This window comes from Sporosarcina sp. Marseille-Q4063 (genome assembly GCF_018309085.1).
Lineage (GTDB): Bacteria > Bacillota > Bacilli > Bacillales_A > Planococcaceae > Sporosarcina.
On record NZ_CP070502.1, the window covers coordinates 2,166,590 to 2,190,344 of the forward strand.

Consider the following 23,755-nt stretch of genomic DNA (forward strand, 5'->3'; position numbering starts at 1 on the left):
GAATAATTTAGATAGAATTAGAATGTACGTTCTCGATATGATAGAATAGAAAGACAACTACATAAGCAGGGTGGGCGGTTGGTCACTTCCTTTCAAGGAGGTGATGCCAATGATAACAATTTTTGAGTTACTCAGTTTGCTAATACAACTTTCCGTTGTATGGCTCACGATTATAACGATATTGTTATCGGTCATCTTTTTCCACAAGAAAAAGAAGTAACCGTCCCCTGTGGTAAGGATTGATGGTTACTTCTAGTCAAATCTGGACCAACCGCTCTTCTTGCGGTTAGTAGTTGTGAAGCCGGATGTTAGCGCATCCGGTCTTTTTCATGTTATGCACTTCTACTATTATTATACACTGGATATTACAGAAAATCCAATATTCTCATTTCATTCAAGAAATCTATCGGCCAAAATCCAAATATAAAAAATTTTGTTATACAATAATTCTTTCCTTCGCTTTCGCCTCAATCCGGCGTTTGTGTAAAATGGGTTCAGTATAACCATTTGGCTGGTCTATCCCTTGCAAGACTAAATCACAAGCCGCGGCAAATGCGACAGATTCGTCGAAGTTAGGTGCCATCGGACGATATAATGGATCAGCTGCATTTTGCCCGTCTACTACCTTGGCCATGCGTTTCATCGTTTCAATCACTTGTTCTTTTGAACAAATTCCGTGGTGCAGCCAGTTTGCGATATGCTGACTTGAAATCCGCAGTGTGGCACGGTCTTCCATCAACCCAACATTATTAATATCTGGAACCTTCGAACAACCCACGCCTTGGTCTACCCATCGTACGACATAACCTAAAATACCTTGCGCATTATTATCGAGTTCTGCTTGAACTTCTTCTGGAGACCAAATAGGCTTTTCAGCTAATGGAATTTGTAGAATCTCATCTTGTAAATCTAGCGAACTTTCGATGCCTTTTTGAACTTCCCCAACATCCACTTGATGGTAATGGAGCGCATGTAAGGTTGCTGCCGTTGGAGACGGTACCCATGCAGTATTCGCGCCAGCTTTAGGATGGGCAACCTTTTGCTCTAACATTGCTGCCATTAAATCCGGCATCGCCCACATGCCTTTACCAATTTGTGCACGTCCAGGTAATCCGCTATCAATTCCAACAACTACGTTCGATGTTTCATACGCTTGTAGCCAATTTGCAGTTTTCATTTCATTTTTACGAATCATTACGCCGGCTTCCATAGACGTGTGAATCTCATCACCTGTACGGTCCAAGAAACCCGTGTTAATGAATGCGATTCTTTCTTTCACTTCATTAATACACGCTTTCAAGTTCAGCGATGTACGTCGCTCTTCATCCATGAGGCCAATTTTTAATGTATGACGCTGCAAGTCCAGAATATCTTCAATACGGTCAAACAGCTTATTTGCAAAGGCCGCTTCTTTAGATCCATGCATTTTTGGTTTAACAATATAAATAGAACCGTGAGTAGAGTTTTTGAATTCCTGATGAGATAAGTTATGTTTCGCAATTAACGTAGTAAGAACTCCATCTAGAATCCCTTCAGGAACCTCTTCTCCCTCTTTGTCCAATATTGCATGATTGGTCATTAAATGGCCTACATTTCGAACGTACATGAGGGAACGGCCGGATAATGTAATCGATTCACCATTTAGAGATGTATATATGCGATCTGGATTTAATGTACGCCTAATCGTCTTACCACCCCGTTCAAAAGTAACCGCCAGGTCCCCTTTCATTAAACCTAACCAGTTCCGATAGACACCTACTTTATCTTCCGCATCGACCGCAGCAATTGAATCTTCGCAATCCATAAGTGTTGAGAGTGCAGCTTCTAAATAAACATCTTTCACACCCGCTGCATCGTCTTTACCTATAGGATGCGTACGATCAATTTGGATTTCAATATGCAGGCCGTTATTCACCAATAATATAGCTGTTGGTTCTTCAGGCGGTCCTTGATGCCCTACCAACTTCTCGGCATCTTTCAATCCTGCTTCTTCCCCATTCTCAAGTTTCGCCGACAATTTACCGTCAACAATTGCATATTTCTCCACTTTCGCATGGGAAGCATTCGCTAATGCTACATGTTCGTCTAAAAATTGTTTCGAAAAGTCGACTACTTTCTTACCGCGTACAGGATTGTATTTTTCGCTAGCTTCCGCTCCGTTGTCCTCACTAATTACGTCTGTTCCGTAAAGCGCGTCGTAGAGGCTCCCCCAACGGGCATTTGCGGCGTTTAGCGCATAACGGGCATTGTCTACTGGTACAACTAACTGCGGTCCGGCCTGTATAGCGACCTCACTGTCTACATCGGCTGTCGACACTTTAAATTCTTCGACTTTTGGTTCAAGATAGCCAATTTCCAGTAGAAAAGCTTTATACTTTTCATAGTCAAAGGACTGTTGGTGTTGTTTATGCCAGTTATTAATCTGTTTTTGTAATTTCTCGCGTTTCACTAATAATTGCTTATTTTCCGGTGATAGTTCATGAATCAAAGTACTAAAATCTGACCAAAATTTCTGTTGATCGAGTCCAGTATCAGGTAACGCTTCTGAATTAACGAATTCATAGAGTACTTGCGAAACTTGAAGATCATTGACTTTAACGTAATTTGTCATCTGATTATCCCCTTTGTTGAAAAACGTCTCTATATCCTAATAGCAGGAATAGAGACGCTTTAATTATTGTTCATGCCTACCGATACAACGTTCACACTCATAAACGACTGATTCAACTTCTTCGATAAATTTTTCTCCGCATTCTGGACATTCTTTCTCTGCAGACATCCTAGTGATTTCTTTTTCTCTCATCATAATCTCCTCCAATTTTTATGAACGCCCACCCTTTTATTAAGGGCGGGGTTTTATAATATTTTCAATTAACGATTAAACAAATTGCGCTTCTTCAGTAGACCCTTTCATAGCCGTTGTAGATGAAGTTCCACCCGAAATAGCTTGTGATACTTCATCAAAATATCCAGTTCCGACTTCGCGCTGGTGTCTCGTTGCTGTATATCCTTTTGGTTCGCTTGCAAACTCGGCTTCTTGCAGTTTGGAATATGCAGCCATGCCATGATCCTTATACGCATGTGCAAGTTCAAACATGCTGTGGTTCAATGAGTGGAATCCTGCAAGTGTTACGAACTGGAATTTGTAACCCATTTTCCCTAGTTCTCTTTGATAGTTTTCAATTTCCTCGTCAGTTAGTGCCGCTTTCCAGTTGAAGGATGGTGAACAATTGTAGGCTAATAGTTTCCCCGGGAACTTTGCATGAATCGCATCCGCAAACTGTTGTGCTTCCTCTAGATTCGGTGTTGAAGTTTCACACCAGATAAGATCTGCATAAGGCGCGTACGCTAATCCTCTTGCAATCGCTTGATCAATGCCCGCTTTTGTACGGAAGAACCCTTCTGGTGTCCGTTCGCCTGTGATAAATTCCTGATCCACTGGGTCGATATCACTTGTCACCATATCTGCAGCGTCGGCATCCGTTCTTGCGATGATGATTGTTGGAACGCCCAATACATCTGCAGCTAGACGAGCAGCCGTCAAGTTGCGCACAGCGTTTTGTGTCGGCAATAATACTTTCCCACCTAAATGGCCACATTTCTTTTCCGATGCGAGTTGATCTTCAAGGTGAACACCAGCCGCACCCGCTTCAATCATGCTTTTCATGAGTTCAAAAACATTCAATGGACCGCCAAAGCCCGCTTCCATGTCTGCTACAATCGGTGCAAACCAATCAAATCCGTCTTCTCTACCTTCAGAATGATCGATTTGGTCAGCCCGTTGAAGTGCTTGGTTAATGCGCTCTACAACTTTCGGAACGCTATTTACTGGATATAAACTTTGATCGGGATACATCTGTCCTGCCATATTCGCATCTGCTGCAACTTGCCAGCCACTTAAATAGATTGCTTTAAGGCCTGCTTTCACTTGTTGAACAGCTTGATTTCCAGTTAATGCACCGAGCGCATTGACAAAATCTTCTTCATGAATCGATTTATATAGTCGCGTTGCTCCTTTTCTAGCAAGCGTGTGTTCAATTTGAATAGAACCTCTTAGTTTTACTACATCTTCACCCGTGTATAATCTCTCAATGCCATTCCATCTAGCGTCATTTTCCCAGCTTTCTTCTAATTGTTTCGCTTGCTCTTCTCTGTTTAACATGCACATCATCCTCCAAATGGTTTTTTATTTAAGTAAACTGTTCCATAACAGTTGATGTTGATATATACTACTATATAACAGAATATTTAATCTGTCACAATATTTTGATAGAATCGTATAATCACCGACAGAACAATTTATACAAGGATGAATGATTGGCGAGTGTTAATTTTCCAAGAACCGAAGGAGAGGGGAATTAGTTTGACGAATGAAGGCTTACAACAGTTGGTCAGTTTAATGAAAGATTGGATTCCGGACGAGGCTGCTATTGCAGTTGCCACTGATAACGCTTATTCGCAATACATTTCGGGCGCACATGATATTCGCATTCAAAAAGGACAAATGATAGAGAAAGGAAGTGTCGCTGAAACAGTTATCAAGAAAAAGTGTAAAGTAGAAAAACTCGTAGATGATTCGATTTTCGGGGTTCCATACTACGGAATTGGCTATCCGATCCAGATAGAAGAGAAAGAAGGCGCATTAATTATTATTTTACCTACAACGCATCCTTATTCGAAACAGCAAACACTCACTTTTTTAACAGGGAGAAATGAAAACATTTGGTGTCCAATTGAAATAAAAGATGTTTCTCATATTGAGAGCTTGCAAAAAAAGACTTGGTTTTATACAAATAATGAGGGTTATCAATCCATCTATACGTTAAAAGATTTAACATTTCAGCTTCCTACAAATTTCATACGTATCCATCGCTCTTATATTGTGAACATTTCATATATCATGGAAATTTCGCGTGACTTCTCTTCAAACATTCAAATTACAATAAAAGACGGAACAGTGTTGCCAGTTAGCCAAACGTATTCTGCAGACGTTCGCAAAAAACTCGGTTTCTAAAAGTCATAATCCACTCACGATTTCTAATTTTCGGAATCATGTACTTGTATTTAAAATTTAGATGTGGTAATAATTATAAATCTAAACAAATAAATCAGTGGAAAAGAGGGCTAATGATATGGATAGTGTAACTGCATTAGAGGTCCATCGAAAGCATAGGGGTAAACTGGAGATTAAATCTAAAGTTCCATTGGAAAATGATGTCGACTTGAGCTTGGCTTATTCACCTGGCGTTGCGGATCCTTGTGTCGAAATCCATAATGACCCTACCAAAGTCTATGAGTATACAATTAAAGGGAATTTAGTTGGCATCGTAACAGACGGCACTGCTGTTTTAGGTCTTGGTGATATTGGACCTGCCGCTTCCTTGCCCGTTATGGAAGGAAAAGCATTGCTACTTAAAAAGTTTGCGGATATCGATGCGTTTCCGATTTGCTTAGATACAACTGATGCAGAAGAAATTATTCGAACCGTTAAATTACTCAGCCCCACTTTCGGCGGTATCAATCTTGAAGATATATCTGCACCGCGTTGTTTTGAAATTGAAAGACGACTGCGTGAAGAATGTGATATCCCCGTATTTCATGATGATCAGCACGGTACAGCAATCGTTGTTTCTGCTGGACTTATGAACGCTTTAAAATTAGTGAACAAAACAGTGCAAGAGATAAAAATCGTTGTGAACGGTGCTGGCGCTGCAGGTATCGCGATTACAAACTTGCTTATCTCCCTTGGTGCCGAAAATATAATAATGTGCGATTCAAAAGGAATTATATATAAAAATCGTACGCATGGGATGAATGAACAGAAGACACATATTGCCGAAATAACAAATTCGAGCCAAGAAACGGGGACATTGAAAGACGCTTTAAATAATGCGGACGTATTCATCGGTGTTTCTGTTGCAAATATTTTAACGAAAGAATTAGTGGAACGCATGAATCCAGACCCGATTGTTTTTGCACTTGCAAACCCGATTCCAGAAATTCTTCCCAATAAGGCGAAAGAATACGGCGTTCGGGTCATTGCAACAGGTCGTTCCGATTACGCCAATCAAGTGAATAACGTCTTGGCTTTTCCTGGTATTTTTAAGGGTGCATTGAATGTAAGAGCTACAGATATTAATGACGAAATGAAATTAGCCGCAACGTATGCCATTGCTTCCTTAATTACTACAGCGGAATTAACCGAAGAATATGTGATTCCCAACCCTTTCGATCCAAGAGTTGTAGATACAGTTTCTAAAGCTGTTAGTGAAGCTGCTATTCGTACAGGTGTTGCACAGGTTTCACTAGTCAATTAAAATACGCTTACCAAGCCCCTGAAATTTTCGGGGCTTTTTTTCTGTCCTAACTTCCTAGCTAATTAAAAAGGCAAAAGGCAAGAACAACCAATTCCCCACATCAAACACCACTACCAAGCCGCTGGTTACAACACCTAAACAAAGCAATATCACAGCGTGCACTTTACTTTTTATCCAGCCAAAAGAATAACCTATCGCCAAAATTAACGGAATCAGTGTGAATGCCACCGTAAGTTGTCCAATTGAAAAACCAGTTATGAAGCTAAATACATAAATACCTGTTGCAGAAATCCAATACAAACGGTGGTTGCCTTTAATGGCGTGAAAGGTGGACCAAATTACTGTTGCCACAGCGAAAAGCGCAATTACGGAGAAAATCATCGGCTTCTTATCCCCTCTATTTTTGAGTTACTTAGGTATATGCACAACTCTCAACTCACTATACTGCATATGTATGCGGTTTTCGGGTTTTGCATCTATCGTGTACAACACCAATAAGAAGAACCACTCCAACGGCTTCATCAACAGATAGACAATATCTGCGGACCGCTTCGTTTTAATATGTCTACTAACAGGATAGCCATAGGTGTCATAGAAATGCCGAATTCTTTTATGAAGGTTAGGCGTATACTCTTCAAGAATATTTTCAAACGCATTCGCGATTAATAATTGACGGTTTACAACAATTCGCTCCCCGTTCCGGATGCCGGATCGTAACGGTTTAACCAATCTTTTATGACCTACAGCAGAGACAGTACATAAATAATGCCCATCGCCAGGAACGATTTCTGGAGGCGGCGCAGGTATTTTTGAATAAGTATAGCTACTTGTGTCTAGAAAAACTTGTATGAAACTATCTGGCCGTTGACCTAACAAAACTAAGATTAGTTGAACTAGAACGAAAACTGGTAATAAAAACAGCATCCCCGCAACAGGGATTCTCTCGTAGTTTAAAGAAATTTGTGATAGAAATCTTAAAAATCGATTCGAATAACTTTTTTCCCGCTGGTCTATGAGAAATTCGCGCAATGAATCATTCAGCTTGGCAATATATAAAAAACTTAAAGAGCCATACCCATATTGGAGAAAGAAAACCGAGGCACCGACACTAATTGAATCGCCATAATGCGAAAACCCCGTATGCGTGAAATAAACCAAAGTAAATAAGATATTCACGAGCAAAAGTGAACTACTCACAACATATAAAATGGGTGATAACTTTCCCATTCCATCTGATAACAACCAATAAGCAATCCAACCAAGGATGAAAAACACGAAAACTGTAAACAAATCTGATGATAACGGGGCATAACCTTCTAACGGCATGCCGGTTAGTTCATATACCCGTAGCGGATCGCCTCCCGGTAAGCCATGAATATTAAAGAAAAACCCTAATAAAATGAAAGTGAAAATCCCTAACAAAATAAATGTTTCAAATAGGTTCCCCTTCGCAATCACATCTTCATTACTCGTTGTTTTTTCATTCCTAAAACTTTGTATCATTTTTAGAAATGAATAGATTGGTAATGCGCTAAATAGCATGAGGATTAGTATGGAAAATAGCCTATCAGCATACATGAAATCCCTCCTTTTTATGGACTGAACGCGTGAAACCAAAACGTTACCGTTCAGTTCGCAACGCTTCTGCCCTTTCAACACTGTCCTTCAAATAATCCGGTGCTTTTGCGTGCATATACACTTCTTCAGGCGTCAGCCAATACACGCCGTTCACCTCGTCGGCACTGGCTGCATAAGCATCGCCTTCTACTTCTTCACAAAGAAAAATGACGTTCACGACATGAAATCCATTGTCAGTGACAAAATTTGTGCTCTGTATATAACGCGGCTTTCCAATTATTGAAAGACCTACCTCTTCTTTCACTTCGCGAATAATTGTATTCTCTAAAACATCCGTCGAATCTCCTTCAATTTCAACTTTTCCGCCGACCAACGATAGCTCCCCGCCTGCATGCGCTTCCTTTTCGCCACGCTTGATAATCAAGTACTTGCCGTCTCTGAAAATCGCGGCTTCTGTGTTGACGATAAACATAAAATCCCCCCAATTAGAACTATCCGGTTCTGCCGAACAGTAATATCTTCTAGGAACACTTACAAAAAACCTTTTTCAAACAACAATAATGCTGCAGGACCCATTCTGGCCACATATTGAGAAAGGGCCAATCGAATAGAATCGATTGGCCCTACGTCACTTATTGATTTGATGATTAGAATTTGAAATTCTATTAATCCTTACCTTTAAATACCACTTGTCCAAGAGAAAGTAACTTACTACCATTCAAGACCATATGCACAGCAAGGACTAATAACACAAGATCTAAAACATAGCCATTAAGGAAGCCAGCCGGCAAGTTCACTGTAAAAATTGCGCCAAGCATGATAATACCAAGTAGCACAGAAACGACACGAGTCCCGATACCTAAGATCAGTGCAATACCGCCTACGACTTCAATTGTACCTACTGCATAAGCAAGGAATCCCGGAATTCCTATACTTTCAAACCAACCTACTGTATTTCCTATCCCTCCTTGAAACTTGGAAGCTCCATGTGCTAAAAAAACAATTCCTAGCACAACACGAAGCAACAATGTTCCAATTTCATTTCTGTTTGACATAAAATTTTCTCCTCCATTATATATCGATACCTCGAACTCGAGATATATGCTTAAAAATTATTTACGTACTGTATTTAATGCAGTTGTCCAAGGAATAACTTGGTCTAGCATTTGATTAACTGAATCCGATTGTACTGCAGCCGGTTTGAAGTCTGTACCATTTTCGAAGTCTGTAAATAATGATAGAGCTGGGTGTACACGAACATGCGCTACAGATAATTCACTTAAAATACCACGTAAATGTTCCGTTGCACGTGCTCCACCTACTGAACCGTATGACACGATGCCTGCCGCTTTGTTGTTCCACTCTTCACGTAAGTAATCCAAAGCATTCTTTAGTGCTCCTGTGATGGAATGATTGTATTCTTGAACGATGAATACGAATCCGTCTTGTTGTGCAATGATTTCTGACCAAGCCGCTGCACCTGATGCGTCGCCGCCTGCTTCACCGAGTAGTGGTAATTTATAATCCGCGATATCGATAATCGTGTAGTTCGCATCGCCACGTTTATCAGCTAATTCTTTTACCCATGCCCCTACTTGTGGACTTACGCGTCCCTCACGTGTTGATCCTAAAATAATCCCGATATTTGATTTTGTCATTGTTATTTCCTCCTCTTGTTTTGTTCCAAATAATCTATTTAAAAATCCCATTTTTTAATTCCAACTCCTTTAAAATAGTGTGCTGCGTACTGTGATGCTTGGTGCTACCCGATACTTCTTTATTGTTCCTCCTTTTTATATCAATCAAATTATCTCGAATTCGAGATATATATTTAAAAAAATTACACTGAATCCTAATTCAATTTATTACGTAGTTCCATCATTTGAATCGGCTGTAGCACTTCTCCAATGTATCTCGAATTAAGACATCTTGAATTCAAGTTAAAATATAACATGAATCTATTCCATCTGTCAACACTTTGATTTACATTAAATAATATTGAAGCCTAGCCTGCAAAATAAAAAACAGTACCCATTTTCATGGATACTGTTTATTACCTAACTACATCACTTACGACTATCAAAATCCTTTTCAATGCTTTCCTTCCAAACGCGATCTAACTTTCGACCTTTTCGAAAGCTTGTAACAGCCTCATTAAGTGCTTGAAAATTAACCTGGGTGCCTTCGCTGTCAGCATGATAGTTTACGGCGTAATCTTCTTGAATCCCGAATTTTGAAGCTGTAGACACTGCATCGATATTGGCACCGAGAAAGATAAACTCCCAGTCGTACTTAACCTTTTGGTGCTCAATCATCGCTTTAATCTTCCCGTAATCATATTCGCGACTGGCATTCTCCATCCCATCCGTGGTGATAACGAAAAGAACTTTGCCAGCACGTTCTTCTTCACTTGTTCTCTTTTGTACATTGCCGATTTTATGAATCGTCGACCCAATGGCATCTAGTAGCGCTGTCGTGCCGCCTACCTCATATTCCTGTTCAGTTATCGGCGCAATCCCTTTGATCTTTATGCGATCATGCAGCCAGTCGATATCGTGGTTGAACAAAACCGTGGTAACAGTCGCTTCGCCTTCCTCATTTTTTTGTTTCGCAAGCATCGCATTATAGCCACCAATGGTATCTGCCTCAAGCCCCGACATTGAACCACTTCTATCCAAAATAAAAACTAACTCCGTCCCATTCGTTTTCATATTTGGCATCCTCCTCGTTTGTTACCGGAACCTCCGTCCGGTTTCCTCTACAAACTAAGAATAACAAGATACTAAATCGAATAGGTCGCTTTAGAAGCGACATTTTCACGCGCCTAGTAACACTTGATCAAAACTAAATAAGACCTCATTGATTTCGTGAATATTAAAGACTTCCTCTTCAATTAAATACCCAATAATCAAATCAAACTTATGGCTCTGCGACAACGTGTATCCCGCTTTTGCCAATAAATCGATTGTTTCATCAAGGTTTAATTCCAACGCAATCGCGAAAGCAATGACGGTTTTTTTTAGCGGCGTGTAATCGACAGCATTGCGGATTTTGGAAAATAAACGACGGTCGATATTCGCTTTTCGATACGTAGCCGCGTCTGTCATGCCTTTTTCATCAATTAAGCGCAACAAGCTTTCGGAAAAAGATTCATCCATTTGCGCCAAAACATCTTCTATATTTCTTTTACTGACGGGCATTTCAATCGGATAGGATTCGACTTCTCGCAAAATCTCCTCGTCCAACTGCCTGCGATTCCGAGAGTAAGTGATTTCGTGTTCGTCGACATAATGCTCATCAATATACTCGGCAACCGATATAAATAGCTTCTTGCTTACCCCGAACGCCTTCTGATCGAAGACAACTAGATAGACGTAAATATCGTGCTCCAGTATGAATTCACTTATGGTCGACATCGCGACTTGGAAGGCTTGTTCTCTCGGATAGCCGTAAATTCCAGAAGAAATGAGCGGAAACGCAATGGACTCATACCCTTCGGAGACGGCAAGCGCTAATGAATTTTTATAGCAATTTCTAAGAAGCGCTTCTTCATTCGCCGTTCCGCCCTTCCAAATCGGTCCGACCGTATGAATAACTTTCTTCGCCGGCAATTGAAAACCATCGGTCATGACAGCCTCCCCTGTCGGACACCCGCCAATTTCATCGCACGCCGCCTGCAACTCAGTTGCGCCTGCGGCATTAAAAATAGCCCCGCAAACACCGCCACCCATCTGAAGCGCGCTATTTGCAGCGTTCACAATGACATCGACATCCATCTTTGTAAGATCATTTCGTACAATTTCTAAAGGCATCTTCAATCCCCCAATCAGTTAGCTAGCTGTTCATGAATCACTTTTTCTACATAACCGAGAAAATCAGGATATGTTGAGTCCCCTTCAAAAAACTCCGCAACTACCAATAAAGGCATGATTACTTCATCACTCTTTTTGGAATAAAGAAGCGTCCATCCTTTTTTATTTCTGGTAATTTCATAGAGATTTGAAGAATGATTATAAACAGAGTCAAATTCATACCAGTGAAAGTCTTGTTCTATATTTCTTTTAATAACCTCCCCGATATAGGCACCGATTCGATCGACAAAATTGTCGTAATGCTTATTCAATAATTCAGCGTCTGTTGTCATTAACTTTTTTGCATATAAATCAATATATCGAATGCTATCAATGGTGAAATCCAGATTTTCTTTCGTCAGATTCTCTTGATCCCACGCATCTTTTGAAACATCTTTATACATTAGTTTTGCGGAGCCTTTTAAGTCATCTTTTATTAATTTATCTCTTCTGAAAATGGCGGACATTCTATGCATTCTCCTTTGGAATACTAAACGTTTGAATTAAACACGGTTCTTCATCTATCAACTCTGCTCGTTCTTCAAAATTAATATGTAATTCTTTATATAGCATTTTCCAAAAGAAAACTGCTGGTTTATTTTCAACAAGCTCAATCACAAAATACTTTCCTTGTTTCTCTTGAAATAATTCTTTCACCGCCTGGCTGCCTAATCCTTTACCTTTGTATTTATTGAGTATGAATAAATCATTTATGCCAAAGTCCATTTCTTTTTTCAAGAAAGGACGTTCCAATAGCAGCAGAAACCCAACAATAGTCTCATTTTCCTTGATGAAAAATGGTGAAATTCCGTCTGTTTTCCAAAATGTTTCCAAATCCTCAAAATGAAAAAAGCCGTCTTCTCCAATGTCGATTTGCATAGTAAATTTTGAAAGATCATGTAGATATAATGAATATAGGTTTCCCAAAATAGTTTTATCTGCTTCTAAAGCTTTTTCCAGTGTAATAGGCATATTATTGTTTCTCCCCTTGTAAATCAATCCAATCGAAAGCCTTTAATACTTTCAAGTAGTCCAATGTCAAACAACCGCTCCACTCTACTTTCACTTTTTCCCATTCCTCTTCATACTGTCCCCAAGCCCATGTAGGTTCCCAATAGCCTTCTGTGGTTTGTTTCGCAACTAAGTAATCTAAATTAGCCGGAATAATATCTGAAAACAAATCATAGAATTCCGACCTTGGCGAATGAACCACTTGGATTGGCAAAAGACAATAAGAATCCCATTTATCCGGATCCACCGTAACATTCGCTTTCACCATTTCTATAAGTTTATTGGAAATTAAACCATACTCCTCTTCGGGTAATTCCTTAGAAAACTTTAAAATGCAAAGTAACTCGTGATTTTCATATTCCATCAAATTATTCACGTAGTCAATTGCATATTTCGTCAAATCAAGAAGGAAATCCGCGGGAACTAACCCCTTATAATGGTGCAGCAGTCCAATAATTTCTGCTGTCGGGTTTCCCCACGTCCCATCCTCGCTATAATTCCACCAAATAGCCCGTGGTGCCGACTCCACCTCTCTCGGAACAATTTGCCAACCCATTTTATCTTTATTAAACGTCGTTAATAAATACTTAATTGCTTCCTCAACGACTACATGATTTTCGTCAACACCCGCTTTTAATAAATAATCGAGTCCAATAGAGGTTGCTAATGCTGAGGATTCCTTGCATCTAAAATCAGGCTCCAACCCGTTCCCAAAACCACCATCCTCATTTTGAAAACGAAGCAATTCTTTCAAAACATTTTCCTTACTTCCATTTTCAAATTCAAGTTCGAACCGAGCACTTTCTAATTTACGGGCTTTTGAGTGAATAAAAGATTTTGCGTTTTCAAATTGACCTTTGGATAGCTTAGCCATAAAACTTCCCCCTGTTTATTCGTCTTCTTACCTATATTCAACAAAATATATAAAAGCCCTTTTTCATTTACTAACTGGCACGATGTGAATCAATCATCCACATGTGTATTAAATTGCCTGGTATACATATCGTGTGTAGACTAAGTATTGAATTGATTGATGGAGGAGATATTAATGAACTTAAAATTTTTCGGTATGATTATTTCAGTATTCATTATTGCCTTCATGGTTATCATGACTGTTAAAACCAATTTTGTAGGGAAAGATAAATCTGCCGAATTTGAGGAATACCCTAGTGGTTTAATAAAAGATCAAGCGAACAAATTAGATAATGAAGGCTTGGAATATGAAATAGGATCTGAAGAAAGTAATATTGCGCCTGATTTTGAATTAAGAAGTTTATCAGGTGAAATGATTAAACTATCCGATTACAAAGGCAAAAAAGTATTCCTGAACTTTTGGGCATCATGGTGTCCACCTTGTAGAGTTGAAATGCCGCATATGGAGAATTATTATCAAAAATATAAGGACTCTGCGGATGTAGAAATGATTGCGGTCAATATGACTACCGATGAAAGAAACGTTGAAAATGTTGAGAAGTTTGTAGATTCCCTTGGATTATCATTTCCTGTGCTATTAGATGCTGAAGGTGAAATAAAAGACTTATATGATTTTGATTATTATCCAACAACATATCTGATCAACGCCGACGGAATAATCGTGAAGAAATTTTCTTATGCAGTAGATGAAAAGAAGATTGAGGAACTGATAGCTAATATTGAATGAGATAAACCTGATCAACCGCACCAGTTCGTGGTGATTGATTAGGTTTATTTAATCTTTTAACACGCTGATTGAAACACGAAATCGACTATTTCTACTCCACGGAACATATAAATCCTAATCAGGAGGAGATTCTATTTTACTCAGTGAAGCCTTATTTACTGACGCGTAGTTTGCAACCCGAAAATCAGGAAACGCCGATCCAATTCATTGAAACGGATTTTCTATCTAACGATTTGTTTTATCGGCGAAACCACTTTTCCTATCCACTGCTTTCCGCTGCCAACTATTGGATTCCCCTAAACGGTTCCGTCAACACACCTATCCTGTTTTCTATGCAAGATATCCTTCAATTACCGTCTAAAACAATTAACGTAGTCCTCGAATGTGCGGGAAACAAACGCAGTTTATTTGAACCTAAAGTGTTTGGTGAGCAATGGGGAAAAGGGGCAATGAGCCAAGGGATTTGGAAAGGGGCTCCGTTAAGGGCTCTTCTTGAACTCGCTGGAATTAAAGATGGCGCAACAGAAGTTGTCGTGGAAGGGTATGATTTCGGGAAGAGAACTGATTTAGATCATGTATTCACATTTACCAGGAGCTTGCCGATTGAAAAGGCACTTCATCCCGACACCATAATTGCTTATGAATATAATCATCAACCTATTCCATTTAAACACGGTTTTCCATTGAGACTTATCGTCCCGCAGTGGTACGCGATGGCTTCCGTGAAATGGATCAAGCAAATAACGGTCATTGAACAAAACTTTACAGGTCCCTTTCAGTCCATTGATTATGTTTACTATCCGCATAAAGAGACGAATAAGGATGCCCGGCCCGTGACAACAATGAATGTCAACTCCACCATCCAAAAGCCGTTAGATAGGGATACCCTCAACACAGGCAAGCATTTAATTAAAGGGATTGCGTGGACGGGTAAAGGCTCTATAACAAAAGTGGAAGTCAGTACAGACAACGGGCAGACTTGGTCAAATGCAAAAGTCGATAATGGCGATTATCCGGGTTATGAATGGGTTTCTTGGTCGCATGAATGGACAATTGTAGAGAAAGGCGACTATACAATCATGTCGAAAGCAACCGATTCCTTTAATCGAGTTCAGCCAACATCCCCTCTTTGGAATCGAAAAGGCTATGGATACAACGCCGTTGATGAAATTGTGGTTAAAGTAGAATAGTAGGACTTACCGTAGAGCAGGCATCGAAATTTAACGGGTTCGGTTGATAGGGAGCAAAGTGCAATTAACAACGTAAAAAACAGCTTAATCAGCATATATTTCAACAGTGAAATAGCTATATAAAAAACAAGTAAAAATGCTCAAATCTGAGCGTTTTTTTGGCGAAATTTTTTACCTTATTGAACTAAAGGGTTAATTTAATAAGAATTTAATTACTTTAACTAAATATTTTGCGGAAAAGTAAGACGCAGGAAGCACCACAAATAGCAATAGTAAATAAAAAAAATGATCGCTAACACCAGTCCCCCAAATCCAACGGTTATATGCATACGCAAGTATTTTGTAATACTGAACAAAAAAAAGCATGACTAATACTGTAAAGCCAATCTCTTTCATTGCCAACTTCGTTGTATCAACTTTTTTCTTATTTTTTAGATACTCTTCTTCCATAACTAAACTTACCTCCTTTTATCTGTAAACTGCCGCGTTAGTTGAAGAACATTATTTCACAATCTTTAGTATATTTTAGCATAGATTTCTCATCTTCCTTCTATATTTTTCTTTCCAATATCCAATTAGCATGTGTTTAACAACGGAATTAACAAAGGCACATAAATTTATGCGCTGTTGCTAATTCCTGTGCCAATGGTGGTACAATTCATCAATATAAAGCATCTAAATGTTGATGCAACAACAAAAACAGGGACACCAATTCATATGCGAATTGTGTCCCCGAACGCTGTGTTTTTTATTGTTTTCTCCCCATCAACCGAACCCGTTAATCGAAATTCTCTGCTCTTTTTAAATTCCAAAATACTAGGGATCAAATCCTTTAAAGAAGGTATTTTTTCTCGGGAAATCGAATCAGTAAAGATTATATTTTTTTTGGGGGGTATATCAATATAATCCATATGGGAAAGTCTTTATATTTAATATTATTAGGTGTCTTGTGGTTTTTGAATCTAATCATCACTTTTATGGAGAATTTACACAAAGGGAAAAGCACTCATAATCAAAAAATATTGGGGATTTTTTGGACTTGACTTTCGCCTTTATCATTACATCAATTTACTGCTACACGGGACTTCATTGATGCTCTCTCAAGCAATCAAAAAAGGCTTGGTTCTAAACAAGAACCTAGCCCATTTCTTTACTACTTCAACATTCTCAACCGTTTACTCAAATCCAGAAACGCTTCATCCAGCTCCTCGTACTTCTTATCCCCCGGTTTCAACAAACTAAGCTCACCCAACACCGCCTGCAATTCAGTTTCCAGACGAAGTCGTTCCTCGGCCGTCGACTTCTGTTTCGGCACAGCCCCCCGCTCTTTCCATTCCACATACGTCATCGGCAACTTCTGAATTGTTCCCTCTTCAAAAATAAGCAACCCATTCGCCATGCGCTCTACAAAATAACGGTCATGCGAAGCAAATATCAGCGTCCCCGGAAATGTGTCCAACGTCCGCTCAAGTTCTTCACAGGAAGCCAAATCCAGATGATTCGTCGGCTCGTCTAATACCAACACATCCGTCCCCTCGAGAATGAACTGCATCAGTTTCACCTTCACACGCTCACCCATACTTAACGCCGATAACGGCAAATTCCACTGACTTTCTGAAAACCCAAGATTCGTTAAATTTATGCGAATTAACCCCTGCGCCTCATAGGTTTCCGCGTGAAAATATTCGGCCATCGTCAAATCCCATGGTAAATCCAACACCGTCTGACTCAAATAGCCGATTGTCATGCCGTCTGTTTTCCAAAGGTCGCCTTCATACCCCTCCTCACCGAGAATCATCCGAAACAGCGTCGATTTCCCTGGACCATTCGGACCGACAAGCGCAATTCGCTCACCCGCCTGCATCGTAAATGAGACATTGGTAAACAACGCATCTCCGTCGTATGATTTTTGAACGCCTTTTAATTCAAGAACCCGTCTGCCTTTTTTCGTCCGCCCTTTCATATTAAACGAAACGCCATATTCGTCCTCCGGCTTATCGATGCGTTCCTTATCTAGTTCAGCTTCAAGCCGTTTTCGCTTCGAACGAATCTGCACATCTTTCTTTTTCGCTTTCATGCGCCAATACTCTTTCGCCCCGCCTTTTTTCGTCGAATCCGCATGCGCTTTTTCCGACCATCTTCCAAGCTGATCCATCTGCCCCTCGACTCTTTCAATCATGCGTTGCTGCTGTTCATAATGATGTTGTTGCACTTCGCGGTCATAATCTTTCTTTGTCCGGTAATCCGTGTAATTTCCTTCATAAACCGTCAACTTCCCGGACTCGATTTCAAATACATAATCCGCGACTTTATCGATGAAATGCCGATCATGCGAGACGATGAGATGCGTCCCCTCTCCCGCTTGAATGATCTGTAATAATTCATCCAAACTGTCGCTGTCCAAATGGTTCGTCGGTTCATCCAGTAAAACCAAGCTGCTTCGTTCAGCAAGCGCGGCGGAAAGTCTCATCTTCATCCGTTCGCCACCGCTTGCAAAATGATACGCCGCCTTTTCGGGCACATTCCACTTCTTCCGATAAATATGCGCATCCGCCTGTTCCCAGTCCACTTGCGATTCTTCTTCCTGTTCCTGCCGAAAATACGTGATCGAGGGCGCTTTTCCATTCCAGTGTATTGTCCCGGATGTTAGCGCTGTTTCCCCCGCCAACACGGACAAAAGCGTCGTCTTCCCAGCCCCATTTGGACCAACAATCGCAATACGCGAACCTTCCGGGATCTCCGCTGTCACTGCATCAAGAATTACATTTTCTCCATATCTAACCGACACCGCATTCAATTTTCCAACAAGCATAAACATTCCTCCATAAACGAAGGGACAAAAAAATCCCTTCGAAATTAATCGAAAGGATTAGTCTAAAAAAGAACCTTAAAAAACCTCTAGCTCGCGCATCGAGGAAGGAACTATTCGTAAAAGTAGACAGACTAATCCTGTTTCCGTTGAATCAAACTCAAATTTCTCGGAATCAAAAGATTAATTGTCCATCTTCCACGCTCAGCCCTTCCTCTGTATCATTACTGCAATTGTAGCATTCTATTTATCTAATTAAAAGCATTTTCGAATATTTCGTGAGTGAGAAAGCGATTATTCTATGTGAGATTAGTCCCGTTTTGCGGATATATTGCGCTATGTGCGTGATATACATCCATTTGTGTCGGGTATAACCGAGTATCTGTCGGATATATCGGGCTATGTGACGGATATCCGCCGCAATATGCCTGATATCTGTATTCCCTATACATCACCACAACACTGCGATATATTAACAATAGGTGATGAAATGAAAACAAAACGATATGTTAATGACGAAAACTTCATTGCAGGAATGACAATGAAAGATGAAACGGAACTCGAAAACAACAATATGGCGCTTCACGCATGTGAAAACCCTGAAAATATAATCATAAACAGAAAAAAACTAGCCACGTCTTTACAATGCGACCTGGCGTCTTTCGTATGCGCCAATCAAACCCACAGCGCCAACTTCCACAAAGTAACCCTCTCGGACATAGGACGGGGTTCTGAGCAGCTAGAAACCGCCATCCAAGACACAGACGCACTTTACACTTACGAACCGAACATAGTCCTGTGCAGCTTCACAGCCGATTGCGTGCCTATCATTTTTCACAATGAAAAAACCGGCCTCATCGGTGTCATCCACTCCGGCTGGGGAGGCACTGTAAAAGAAATTACAACGAAGCTTTTCAAGCATTTAAAGCAAGTTGAACAATGCGATCCAAAAGAGTTCAGCGTTCAAATCGGCGCGGCCCTTAGCCAAGAAAAGTTTGAAGTCGATGAAGACGTCTATCTGAAATTCAAAGATCTTGGCTATGCGGACGAGTTTATGTATTTCAACGATAAAACGAATAAATACCACATCGACAATCAATTAACCGTGAAAAAACAATTAGAACTGACGGGCATACCCGTTGATCAAATTACAATTGATCGAACTTGTACATATAAAGATCCGAATGGCTTTTCATATCGTGAGGATAGACAGTGCGGAAGGCATTTGAGTTTTATTATGAGAAAAAGTTAGTGATTTAGCGCCCGCAAATGTTTTGCTTGCACTTAGTGGGTGTTTGCTTGCACTCGGACGTGGTTTGCTTGCATTCGAACCACATTTGCTTGCACTAACTACTGGTTTGCTTGCACTCAATCCAATTTGCTTGCAAGTTGGGACTTTTTGACCATTCATATTCCTCTTCAAATAATATTATTTCAATTAAAAAAATTGTATTAATTGGTAATCCCCCCGTGCTATACTATTTTTGTCTTATAGAAAAATTTGGGGGAGTCGCGACGTGAAACGATTGATTGTATTGATGGCTATATTATTTATGGTGTTTAGCACGGCAGTAAATGCGGAAGAAGATTATGAATGGATTGAAGGCGGGACGTCAGTAGACTTAGGGGATATGGCGACGATTGACCTTGATCCGGATTTCATCTTTCTAGACGGAAAAAACACGCAGCAAATGGCGGAGGACTACGGGGATTATGTTTCAGGTCTTGAAATCGGAAGCATTTTTTCAATGGACGAATCTCAAACCTGGTCAGTTTTTTTCGATTATGAAGAAATCGGTCATATTAAAGATGCTGCAAAGGAAAAGATTGATGCCAAAGCTTTATTAAAAAGCTATAAAGACGGCGCCGAAGAAGACAATAAAACCCGTGAACCCGGTGAACGATTCTATGTAACCGGTTGGGATATCGAACCGCATTATGATGAAGAAACGCATAGACTCACATGGTCTTTATTGCTTGAAGACGAAAACAATGTAACTTTTCTAAACTATAATACCCTTCTATTAACAAGAGAAGGAAACATCTCAGTCGTTCTTGTGACCGACCCAGAAAATAGAGAAGCGGATAAGAAGATGTTGAATGAACAAATTATGTCAAAGTTAGAAGTGACAGCTGGCAACAGATATGAAGACTTTGACAAGTCCACCGATAAAGTATCCGAACAAGGTTTGAATGCTTTAATCTTGGGCGGTGCCGGTTTAGCTGTAGCCAAAAAAGTAGGGATTTTAGGGGTCATTCTGGTTTTCGCCAAAAAGTTCGGCGTGTTAATCGTAGCTGGTCTTGCAGCACTTTGGGGATTCATCAGAAAGAAGAAAAAGAAACCCATTTCATTTGAGCAAGAAGTGGTTGCAACAGAGGAAGACGAAGAAAAGGATCCTTTGAATAAATAAAAAAGAAGCTTAGTCCTGCACGATCTAACCGTAACGGACTAAGCTTTTTTATATATCAATTCGTAACTTTAACCCTAGTTTCTTCCTCCGAAGCTGCTTCCTTCAAACCCAACGTCTCAGCTGTCATATCATGAATCTCTTCCAGCAACTTCGGGTTTTGCCCGAGTGACACGCCGTATGAAGGAATCATTTCCTTAAGTTTCGGTTCCCACTCATTCACATGATCCGGGAAACATTTATTGAATATTTCAAGCATCACGTGAACCGCAGTTGATGCGCCTGGTGAGGCACCTAGTAACGCTGCAATCGATCCATCTTCAGCACTGACAACTTCTGTACCAAATTGAAGCGTCCCTTTGCCGCCCACAGTATCTTTAATAACTTGTACACGTTGACCTGCGACGACCAGATCCCAATCCTCGACTTTCGCATTCGGGATGAAATCTCGCAATTCTTCGATACGCTGTTCTTTCGACAACATGACCTGTTCGATCAAGTACTTTGTCAACGACATCTCTTTCGCACCCGCCGCCAACATCGTCAGAACGTTATTCGGTTTTACCGAAGTGATTAAATCCATATTGGAACCGGTTTTCAAAAACTTCGGCGAGAAGCCAGCGAACGGTCCGAATAGCAATTCTTTTTTATCCTCGATAAATCTTGTGTCAAGATGCGGAACAGACATCGGCGGCGCACCGACTTTAGCTTTTCCGTATACTTTTGCATGATGCTGTGCGGTGATGTCCGGATTATTGCATGATAAAAATATCCCGCTCACCGGGAATCCGCCGATATGTTTTGATTCGGGAATGCCGGTTTTCTGCAGTAAATGAATACTCCCCCCGCCGCCGCCGATAAAGACGAATTTTGCTTTATGGCGTTCAAGTTTCCCGCTGCCGTTACGCACTTTTAATTCCCATGAGCCGTCTTCTGCGCGCTTTATATCTTCAACTTCATGCTTGTAATTCATATCAACGTTTTGACCCTTTAAGTGGTCGAACAACATGCGTGTTAACGCACCAAAGTTAACGTCGGTTCCGGAGTCTATTTTGGTTGCAGCCATCGGTTCTTTCGACTTTCGATCTTGCATGATCAATGGAATCCATTCCATCAGCTTTTCTGGATCATCGGAAAACTCCATCCCTTGGAATAAAGGATTGCCTGTCAACGCTTCAAAACGTTTCTTCAAAAACGTTACATTATCTTCCCCTTGCACCATGCTCATATGCGGCAATGGCATGATGAATTCCTCTGGATTACTGATTAGCCCGCTGTTTACAAGATAAGACCAAAACTGCATGGACAGCTGAAACTGCTCATTGATTTTGACAGCTTTGCTAATATCCATTGTCCCGTCCGGCTTTTCTGACGTATAGTTCAGCTCGCATAATGCTGCGTGGCCTGTCCCCGCATTATTCCACTCATTGGAGCTTTCCTCGCCAGCGCTTACAAGTTTCTCAAAAACAGTAATCTTCCAGTCAGGTGCCAATTCTTTCAAGAGCGTCCCCAAAGTCGCGCTCATGATCCCGGCGCCTATTAAAATAATATCTGTTGTATTTTCTTTGCTCATTTTCACCGTCTCCATACTTTGATTTTTTAAAGAGATGGAGACATACCCCCCATCATGAACTTTTTTCTCCCCAGGACCCTATCAGAATCTATCGAAATTAATATTCTTATAATTATATACTATTACTAATTATAGACCATTTGAGTCGGATTAAAAAGAGTGAAATTAGTCTAAGGGTTTTTGCACATCAAAACGATTATTTAAAAACAGAAACTTTTTTCAATAAAACACAAACCGGTAGCGCTATGATAATGCCTACAACGTTTTGAACTAAGTTTCCAGGAATAGATGCAACAGGGATAATCCAACTCCCAAAAAGAACCCGTTCACAAAGAAAGTAAACCGCTAACATAACTGGAATCGATACGATGGCAGCTAGCAGATTGAAAGACATACTGCTTCCCTTACGACCGTTCGACCAAGCAATTTTCCCAACGATATACCCTTGCAATCCGCGAGCCACAATGGTGAAAGGCGCCCATAATGTCCAACCAGATACCAAGTCGAATAACCCCATGCCGATCGCACCGGCAAGCGCACCTTTTTTAGGTCCGAATAAAATCGACGCGATAAAAAGCATGCCCGTTCCAAGATGCACCAACCCGCCATTTGCCGCGATTGGCAGTCTGATATTTAACGTAAGCGTTGCAACAAATACAAGCGCAATTAACATTGCTGTAATAATAAGATCAAAAGTCCGTAAATTCGAATAACCCGCTGTTGTTGCTTTCATAGTCGCATACCTCTTCCAAATCGTTTTTATTTAATCAATACTGATAACTTAGCACGGTGCTGGCATGTTTAAAAGTATCAATCTACACTAAAACATAGGGGTCAGTTCGAAAAAAATGAGCGCACTAAAGTATGGACCGATTAAAATAACCCGCTAAACTTGCTCTTTAGCGGGTTGCATATATATAATTTTTAGAACATTTCACCTGTATAAAAAGAACTCGGCAGTTTGGTGAAGTCATAGTCTTTAAGTTGTTCAAGCGTTAAGTTTGCGTGCGCACCTTCATGCACCATCAAGTTGCTGCTGATTTCATCGACGTGAACAAGAATGACTGGTTTATTGGAGCCATACGCGTACCCAAGCTCCCAAGCCGTACCGCTGTCCGAGTACATTCCGTGATAGATTCCCACCACGATTTCCGACCAATCAATGAATTTAACATCATTCCGAAAAGTCTCGATGGACCACTGTCGTCCGCCCGCCTCTAGATGATCATATTGGTTTTTCATTGGTGAAAAAACATTCAGTCCTTTTCCAATTAAAATATCCTCAACCTGATTAACGATTTCAATTTCCTTTTCGTTGAAAAAAGGACTTGCCAAATAAACTCGATACATGAACGCCA

At 40.4% G+C, this 23,755-nt stretch carries 24 protein-coding genes; 6 read left to right on the forward strand and 18 right to left on the reverse strand.

Features of this window, described 5'->3' with window-relative positions; translation table 11 throughout:
* Nucleotides 1-436: 436 nt before the first annotated feature.
* The 3 genes from JSQ81_RS11255 to aceA all read right to left on the reverse strand — a co-directional run bounded on the left by JSQ81_RS11255 (nucleotide 437) and on the right by aceA (nucleotide 4,162).
* On the reverse strand, nucleotides 437-2,611 hold the full coding sequence (locus JSQ81_RS11255) for a malate synthase G (protein ID WP_212604163.1): 2,175 nt from the start codon (nucleotides 2,609-2,611) through the stop codon (nucleotides 437-439).
* A 63-nt stretch (nucleotides 2,612-2,674) separates the two neighbouring features.
* Complete coding sequence (gene yhfH / locus JSQ81_RS11260; RefSeq protein ID WP_212604164.1) at nucleotides 2,675-2,803, reverse strand: protein YhfH; 129 nt, start codon at nucleotides 2,801-2,803, stop codon at nucleotides 2,675-2,677.
* 75 nt (nucleotides 2,804-2,878) lie between these two features.
* The gene (gene aceA / locus JSQ81_RS11265; protein WP_212604165.1) at nucleotides 2,879-4,162 is read right to left on the reverse strand and encodes an isocitrate lyase; all 1,284 of its coding nucleotides are present in this window, start codon (nucleotides 4,160-4,162) and stop codon (nucleotides 2,879-2,881) included.
* Nucleotides 4,163-4,363: 201 nt separating this feature from the next.
* Between aceA and JSQ81_RS11270 the strand changes: the two genes are divergently transcribed.
* Nucleotides 4,364-5,014, forward strand: a complete 651-nt coding sequence (locus JSQ81_RS11270; protein ID WP_212604166.1) for a LytTR family DNA-binding domain-containing protein — start codon at nucleotides 4,364-4,366, stop codon at nucleotides 5,012-5,014.
* Nucleotides 5,015-5,132: 118 nt separating this feature from the next.
* The gene (locus tag JSQ81_RS11275) at nucleotides 5,133-6,317 is read left to right on the forward strand and encodes an NAD(P)-dependent malic enzyme (protein WP_212604167.1); all 1,185 of its coding nucleotides are present in this window, start codon (nucleotides 5,133-5,135) and stop codon (nucleotides 6,315-6,317) included.
* Nucleotides 6,318-6,371: 54 nt separating this feature from the next.
* Here the strand turns inward: JSQ81_RS11275 and JSQ81_RS11280 are convergent, their stop codons facing one another.
* The 10 genes from JSQ81_RS11280 to JSQ81_RS11325 form a co-directional block, all read right to left on the reverse strand.
* Nucleotides 6,372-6,698, reverse strand: coding sequence for a hypothetical protein (locus JSQ81_RS11280; protein ID WP_212604168.1), 327 nt, complete (start codon nucleotides 6,696-6,698; stop codon nucleotides 6,372-6,374).
* Between the two features lie 27 nt (nucleotides 6,699-6,725).
* Nucleotides 6,726-7,895, reverse strand: a complete 1,170-nt coding sequence (locus tag JSQ81_RS11285; RefSeq protein WP_212604169.1) for a DUF6688 domain-containing protein — start codon at nucleotides 7,893-7,895, stop codon at nucleotides 6,726-6,728.
* A 43-nt stretch (nucleotides 7,896-7,938) separates the two neighbouring features.
* Nucleotides 7,939-8,367, reverse strand: coding sequence for an NUDIX hydrolase (locus JSQ81_RS11290; protein WP_212604170.1), 429 nt, complete (start codon nucleotides 8,365-8,367; stop codon nucleotides 7,939-7,941).
* Between the two features lie 193 nt (nucleotides 8,368-8,560).
* The gene (locus JSQ81_RS11295; protein WP_212604171.1) at nucleotides 8,561-8,950 is read right to left on the reverse strand and encodes a DoxX family protein; all 390 of its coding nucleotides are present in this window, start codon (nucleotides 8,948-8,950) and stop codon (nucleotides 8,561-8,563) included.
* A gap of 57 nt (nucleotides 8,951-9,007) precedes the next feature.
* A complete protein-coding gene (locus JSQ81_RS11300) occupies nucleotides 9,008-9,604 on the reverse strand; it encodes an NADPH-dependent FMN reductase (protein WP_212604172.1) in 597 nt (198 codons plus the stop codon).
* 357 nt (nucleotides 9,605-9,961) lie between these two features.
* The gene (locus JSQ81_RS11305; protein WP_212604173.1) at nucleotides 9,962-10,606 is read right to left on the reverse strand and encodes a vWA domain-containing protein; all 645 of its coding nucleotides are present in this window, start codon (nucleotides 10,604-10,606) and stop codon (nucleotides 9,962-9,964) included.
* Nucleotides 10,607-10,711: 105 nt separating this feature from the next.
* Nucleotides 10,712-11,707 carry a macro domain-containing protein gene (locus tag JSQ81_RS11310; RefSeq protein ID WP_212604174.1) on the reverse strand — a complete coding sequence of 332 codons (996 nt, stop codon included), beginning with the start codon at nucleotides 11,705-11,707 and terminating at the stop codon, nucleotides 10,712-10,714.
* 14 nt (nucleotides 11,708-11,721) lie between these two features.
* Complete coding sequence (locus tag JSQ81_RS11315; protein ID WP_212604175.1) at nucleotides 11,722-12,213, reverse strand: hypothetical protein; 492 nt, start codon at nucleotides 12,211-12,213, stop codon at nucleotides 11,722-11,724.
* Between the two features lies 1 nt (nucleotide 12,214).
* Nucleotides 12,215-12,718, reverse strand: a complete 504-nt coding sequence (locus tag JSQ81_RS11320) for a GNAT family N-acetyltransferase (protein ID WP_212604176.1) — start codon at nucleotides 12,716-12,718, stop codon at nucleotides 12,215-12,217.
* A gap of 1 nt (nucleotide 12,719) precedes the next feature.
* The gene (locus tag JSQ81_RS11325) at nucleotides 12,720-13,631 is read right to left on the reverse strand and encodes a hypothetical protein (protein WP_212604177.1); all 912 of its coding nucleotides are present in this window, start codon (nucleotides 13,629-13,631) and stop codon (nucleotides 12,720-12,722) included.
* Between the two features lie 174 nt (nucleotides 13,632-13,805).
* Between JSQ81_RS11325 and JSQ81_RS11330 the strand changes: the two genes are divergently transcribed.
* Both JSQ81_RS11330 and JSQ81_RS11335 read left to right on the forward strand, forming a co-directional pair.
* The gene (locus tag JSQ81_RS11330) at nucleotides 13,806-14,417 is read left to right on the forward strand and encodes a peroxiredoxin family protein (protein WP_212604178.1); all 612 of its coding nucleotides are present in this window, start codon (nucleotides 13,806-13,808) and stop codon (nucleotides 14,415-14,417) included.
* A gap of 143 nt (nucleotides 14,418-14,560) precedes the next feature.
* A complete protein-coding gene (locus tag JSQ81_RS11335) occupies nucleotides 14,561-15,607 on the forward strand; it encodes a sulfite oxidase (protein ID WP_249336523.1) in 1,047 nt (348 codons plus the stop codon).
* Between the two features lie 192 nt (nucleotides 15,608-15,799).
* On the opposite strand, the gene JSQ81_RS11340 is transcribed toward JSQ81_RS11335, so the two are convergent.
* Nucleotides 15,800-16,057, reverse strand: a complete 258-nt coding sequence (locus JSQ81_RS11340) for a hypothetical protein (protein ID WP_212604179.1) — start codon at nucleotides 16,055-16,057, stop codon at nucleotides 15,800-15,802.
* Nucleotides 16,058-16,760: 703 nt separating this feature from the next.
* Complete coding sequence (abc-f, locus tag JSQ81_RS11345; protein ID WP_212604180.1) at nucleotides 16,761-18,419, reverse strand: ribosomal protection-like ABC-F family protein; 1,659 nt, start codon at nucleotides 18,417-18,419, stop codon at nucleotides 16,761-16,763.
* A 487-nt stretch (nucleotides 18,420-18,906) separates the two neighbouring features.
* Here abc-f and pgeF point away from each other — a divergent pair, with 487 nt between their 5' ends.
* Nucleotides 18,907-19,668: a peptidoglycan editing factor PgeF gene (gene pgeF / locus JSQ81_RS11350; RefSeq protein ID WP_212604181.1), complete on the forward strand. Its 762-nt coding sequence runs from the start codon at nucleotides 18,907-18,909 to the stop codon at nucleotides 19,666-19,668.
* 265 nt (nucleotides 19,669-19,933) lie between these two features.
* Complete coding sequence (locus JSQ81_RS11355) at nucleotides 19,934-20,827, forward strand: DUF2167 domain-containing protein (protein WP_212604182.1); 894 nt, start codon at nucleotides 19,934-19,936, stop codon at nucleotides 20,825-20,827.
* A 55-nt stretch (nucleotides 20,828-20,882) separates the two neighbouring features.
* Here JSQ81_RS11355 and JSQ81_RS11360 read toward each other — a convergent pair whose 3' ends face one another.
* The 3 genes from JSQ81_RS11360 to JSQ81_RS11370 form a co-directional block, all read right to left on the reverse strand.
* Complete coding sequence (locus JSQ81_RS11360; RefSeq protein ID WP_256437734.1) at nucleotides 20,883-22,433, reverse strand: malate:quinone oxidoreductase; 1,551 nt, start codon at nucleotides 22,431-22,433, stop codon at nucleotides 20,883-20,885.
* A gap of 160 nt (nucleotides 22,434-22,593) precedes the next feature.
* Nucleotides 22,594-23,130 (reverse strand): ECF transporter S component, encoded by a 537-nt coding sequence (locus JSQ81_RS11365; protein WP_212604184.1) that lies wholly within the window; start codon nucleotides 23,128-23,130, stop codon nucleotides 22,594-22,596.
* A 191-nt stretch (nucleotides 23,131-23,321) separates the two neighbouring features.
* Complete coding sequence (locus tag JSQ81_RS11370) at nucleotides 23,322-23,747, reverse strand: nucleoside 2-deoxyribosyltransferase (protein ID WP_212604185.1); 426 nt, start codon at nucleotides 23,745-23,747, stop codon at nucleotides 23,322-23,324.
* Between the last annotated feature and the right edge of the window lie 8 nt (nucleotides 23,748-23,755).

Excerpts from the sequence above, each read along its gene's own strand:
- JSQ81_RS11255 (WP_212604163.1), bottom strand. The coding sequence starts at position 2,611 with ATGACAAATTACGTTAAAGTCAATGATCTTCAAGTTTCGCAAGTACTC.
- yhfH (WP_212604164.1), bottom strand. The coding sequence starts at position 2,803 with ATGAGAGAAAAAGAAATCACTAGGATGTCTGCAGAGAAAGAATGTCCA.
- aceA (WP_212604165.1), bottom strand. The coding sequence starts at position 4,162 with ATGTTAAACAGAGAAGAGCAAGCGAAACAATTAGAAGAAAGCTGGGAA.
- JSQ81_RS11275 (WP_212604167.1), top strand. The coding sequence starts at position 5,133 with ATGGATAGTGTAACTGCATTAGAGGTCCATCGAAAGCATAGGGGTAAA.
- JSQ81_RS11280 (WP_212604168.1), bottom strand. The coding sequence starts at position 6,698 with ATGATTTTCTCCGTAATTGCGCTTTTCGCTGTGGCAACAGTAATTTGG.
- JSQ81_RS11285 (WP_212604169.1), bottom strand. The coding sequence starts at position 7,895 with ATGTATGCTGATAGGCTATTTTCCATACTAATCCTCATGCTATTTAGC.
- JSQ81_RS11290 (WP_212604170.1), bottom strand. The coding sequence starts at position 8,367 with ATGTTTATCGTCAACACAGAAGCCGCGATTTTCAGAGACGGCAAGTAC.
- JSQ81_RS11295 (WP_212604171.1), bottom strand. The coding sequence starts at position 8,950 with ATGTCAAACAGAAATGAAATTGGAACATTGTTGCTTCGTGTTGTGCTA.
- JSQ81_RS11300 (WP_212604172.1), bottom strand. The coding sequence starts at position 9,604 with ATGGGATTTTTAAATAGATTATTTGGAACAAAACAAGAGGAGGAAATA.
- JSQ81_RS11305 (WP_212604173.1), bottom strand. The coding sequence starts at position 10,606 with ATGAAAACGAATGGGACGGAGTTAGTTTTTATTTTGGATAGAAGTGGT.
- JSQ81_RS11310 (WP_212604174.1), bottom strand. The coding sequence starts at position 11,707 with ATGCCTTTAGAAATTGTACGAAATGATCTTACAAAGATGGATGTCGAT.
- JSQ81_RS11315 (WP_212604175.1), bottom strand. The coding sequence starts at position 12,213 with ATGTCCGCCATTTTCAGAAGAGATAAATTAATAAAAGATGACTTAAAA.
- JSQ81_RS11320 (WP_212604176.1), bottom strand. The coding sequence starts at position 12,718 with ATGCCTATTACACTGGAAAAAGCTTTAGAAGCAGATAAAACTATTTTG.
- JSQ81_RS11325 (WP_212604177.1), bottom strand. The coding sequence starts at position 13,631 with ATGGCTAAGCTATCCAAAGGTCAATTTGAAAACGCAAAATCTTTTATT.
- JSQ81_RS11330 (WP_212604178.1), top strand. The coding sequence starts at position 13,806 with ATGAACTTAAAATTTTTCGGTATGATTATTTCAGTATTCATTATTGCC.
- JSQ81_RS11340 (WP_212604179.1), bottom strand. The coding sequence starts at position 16,057 with ATGGAAGAAGAGTATCTAAAAAATAAGAAAAAAGTTGATACAACGAAG.
- abc-f (WP_212604180.1), bottom strand. The coding sequence starts at position 18,419 with ATGCTTGTTGGAAAATTGAATGCGGTGTCGGTTAGATATGGAGAAAAT.
- pgeF (WP_212604181.1), top strand. The coding sequence starts at position 18,907 with ATGAAAACAAAACGATATGTTAATGACGAAAACTTCATTGCAGGAATG.
- JSQ81_RS11365 (WP_212604184.1), bottom strand. The coding sequence starts at position 23,130 with ATGAAAGCAACAACAGCGGGTTATTCGAATTTACGGACTTTTGATCTT.
- JSQ81_RS11370 (WP_212604185.1), bottom strand. The coding sequence starts at position 23,747 with ATGTATCGAGTTTATTTGGCAAGTCCTTTTTTCAACGAAAAGGAAATT.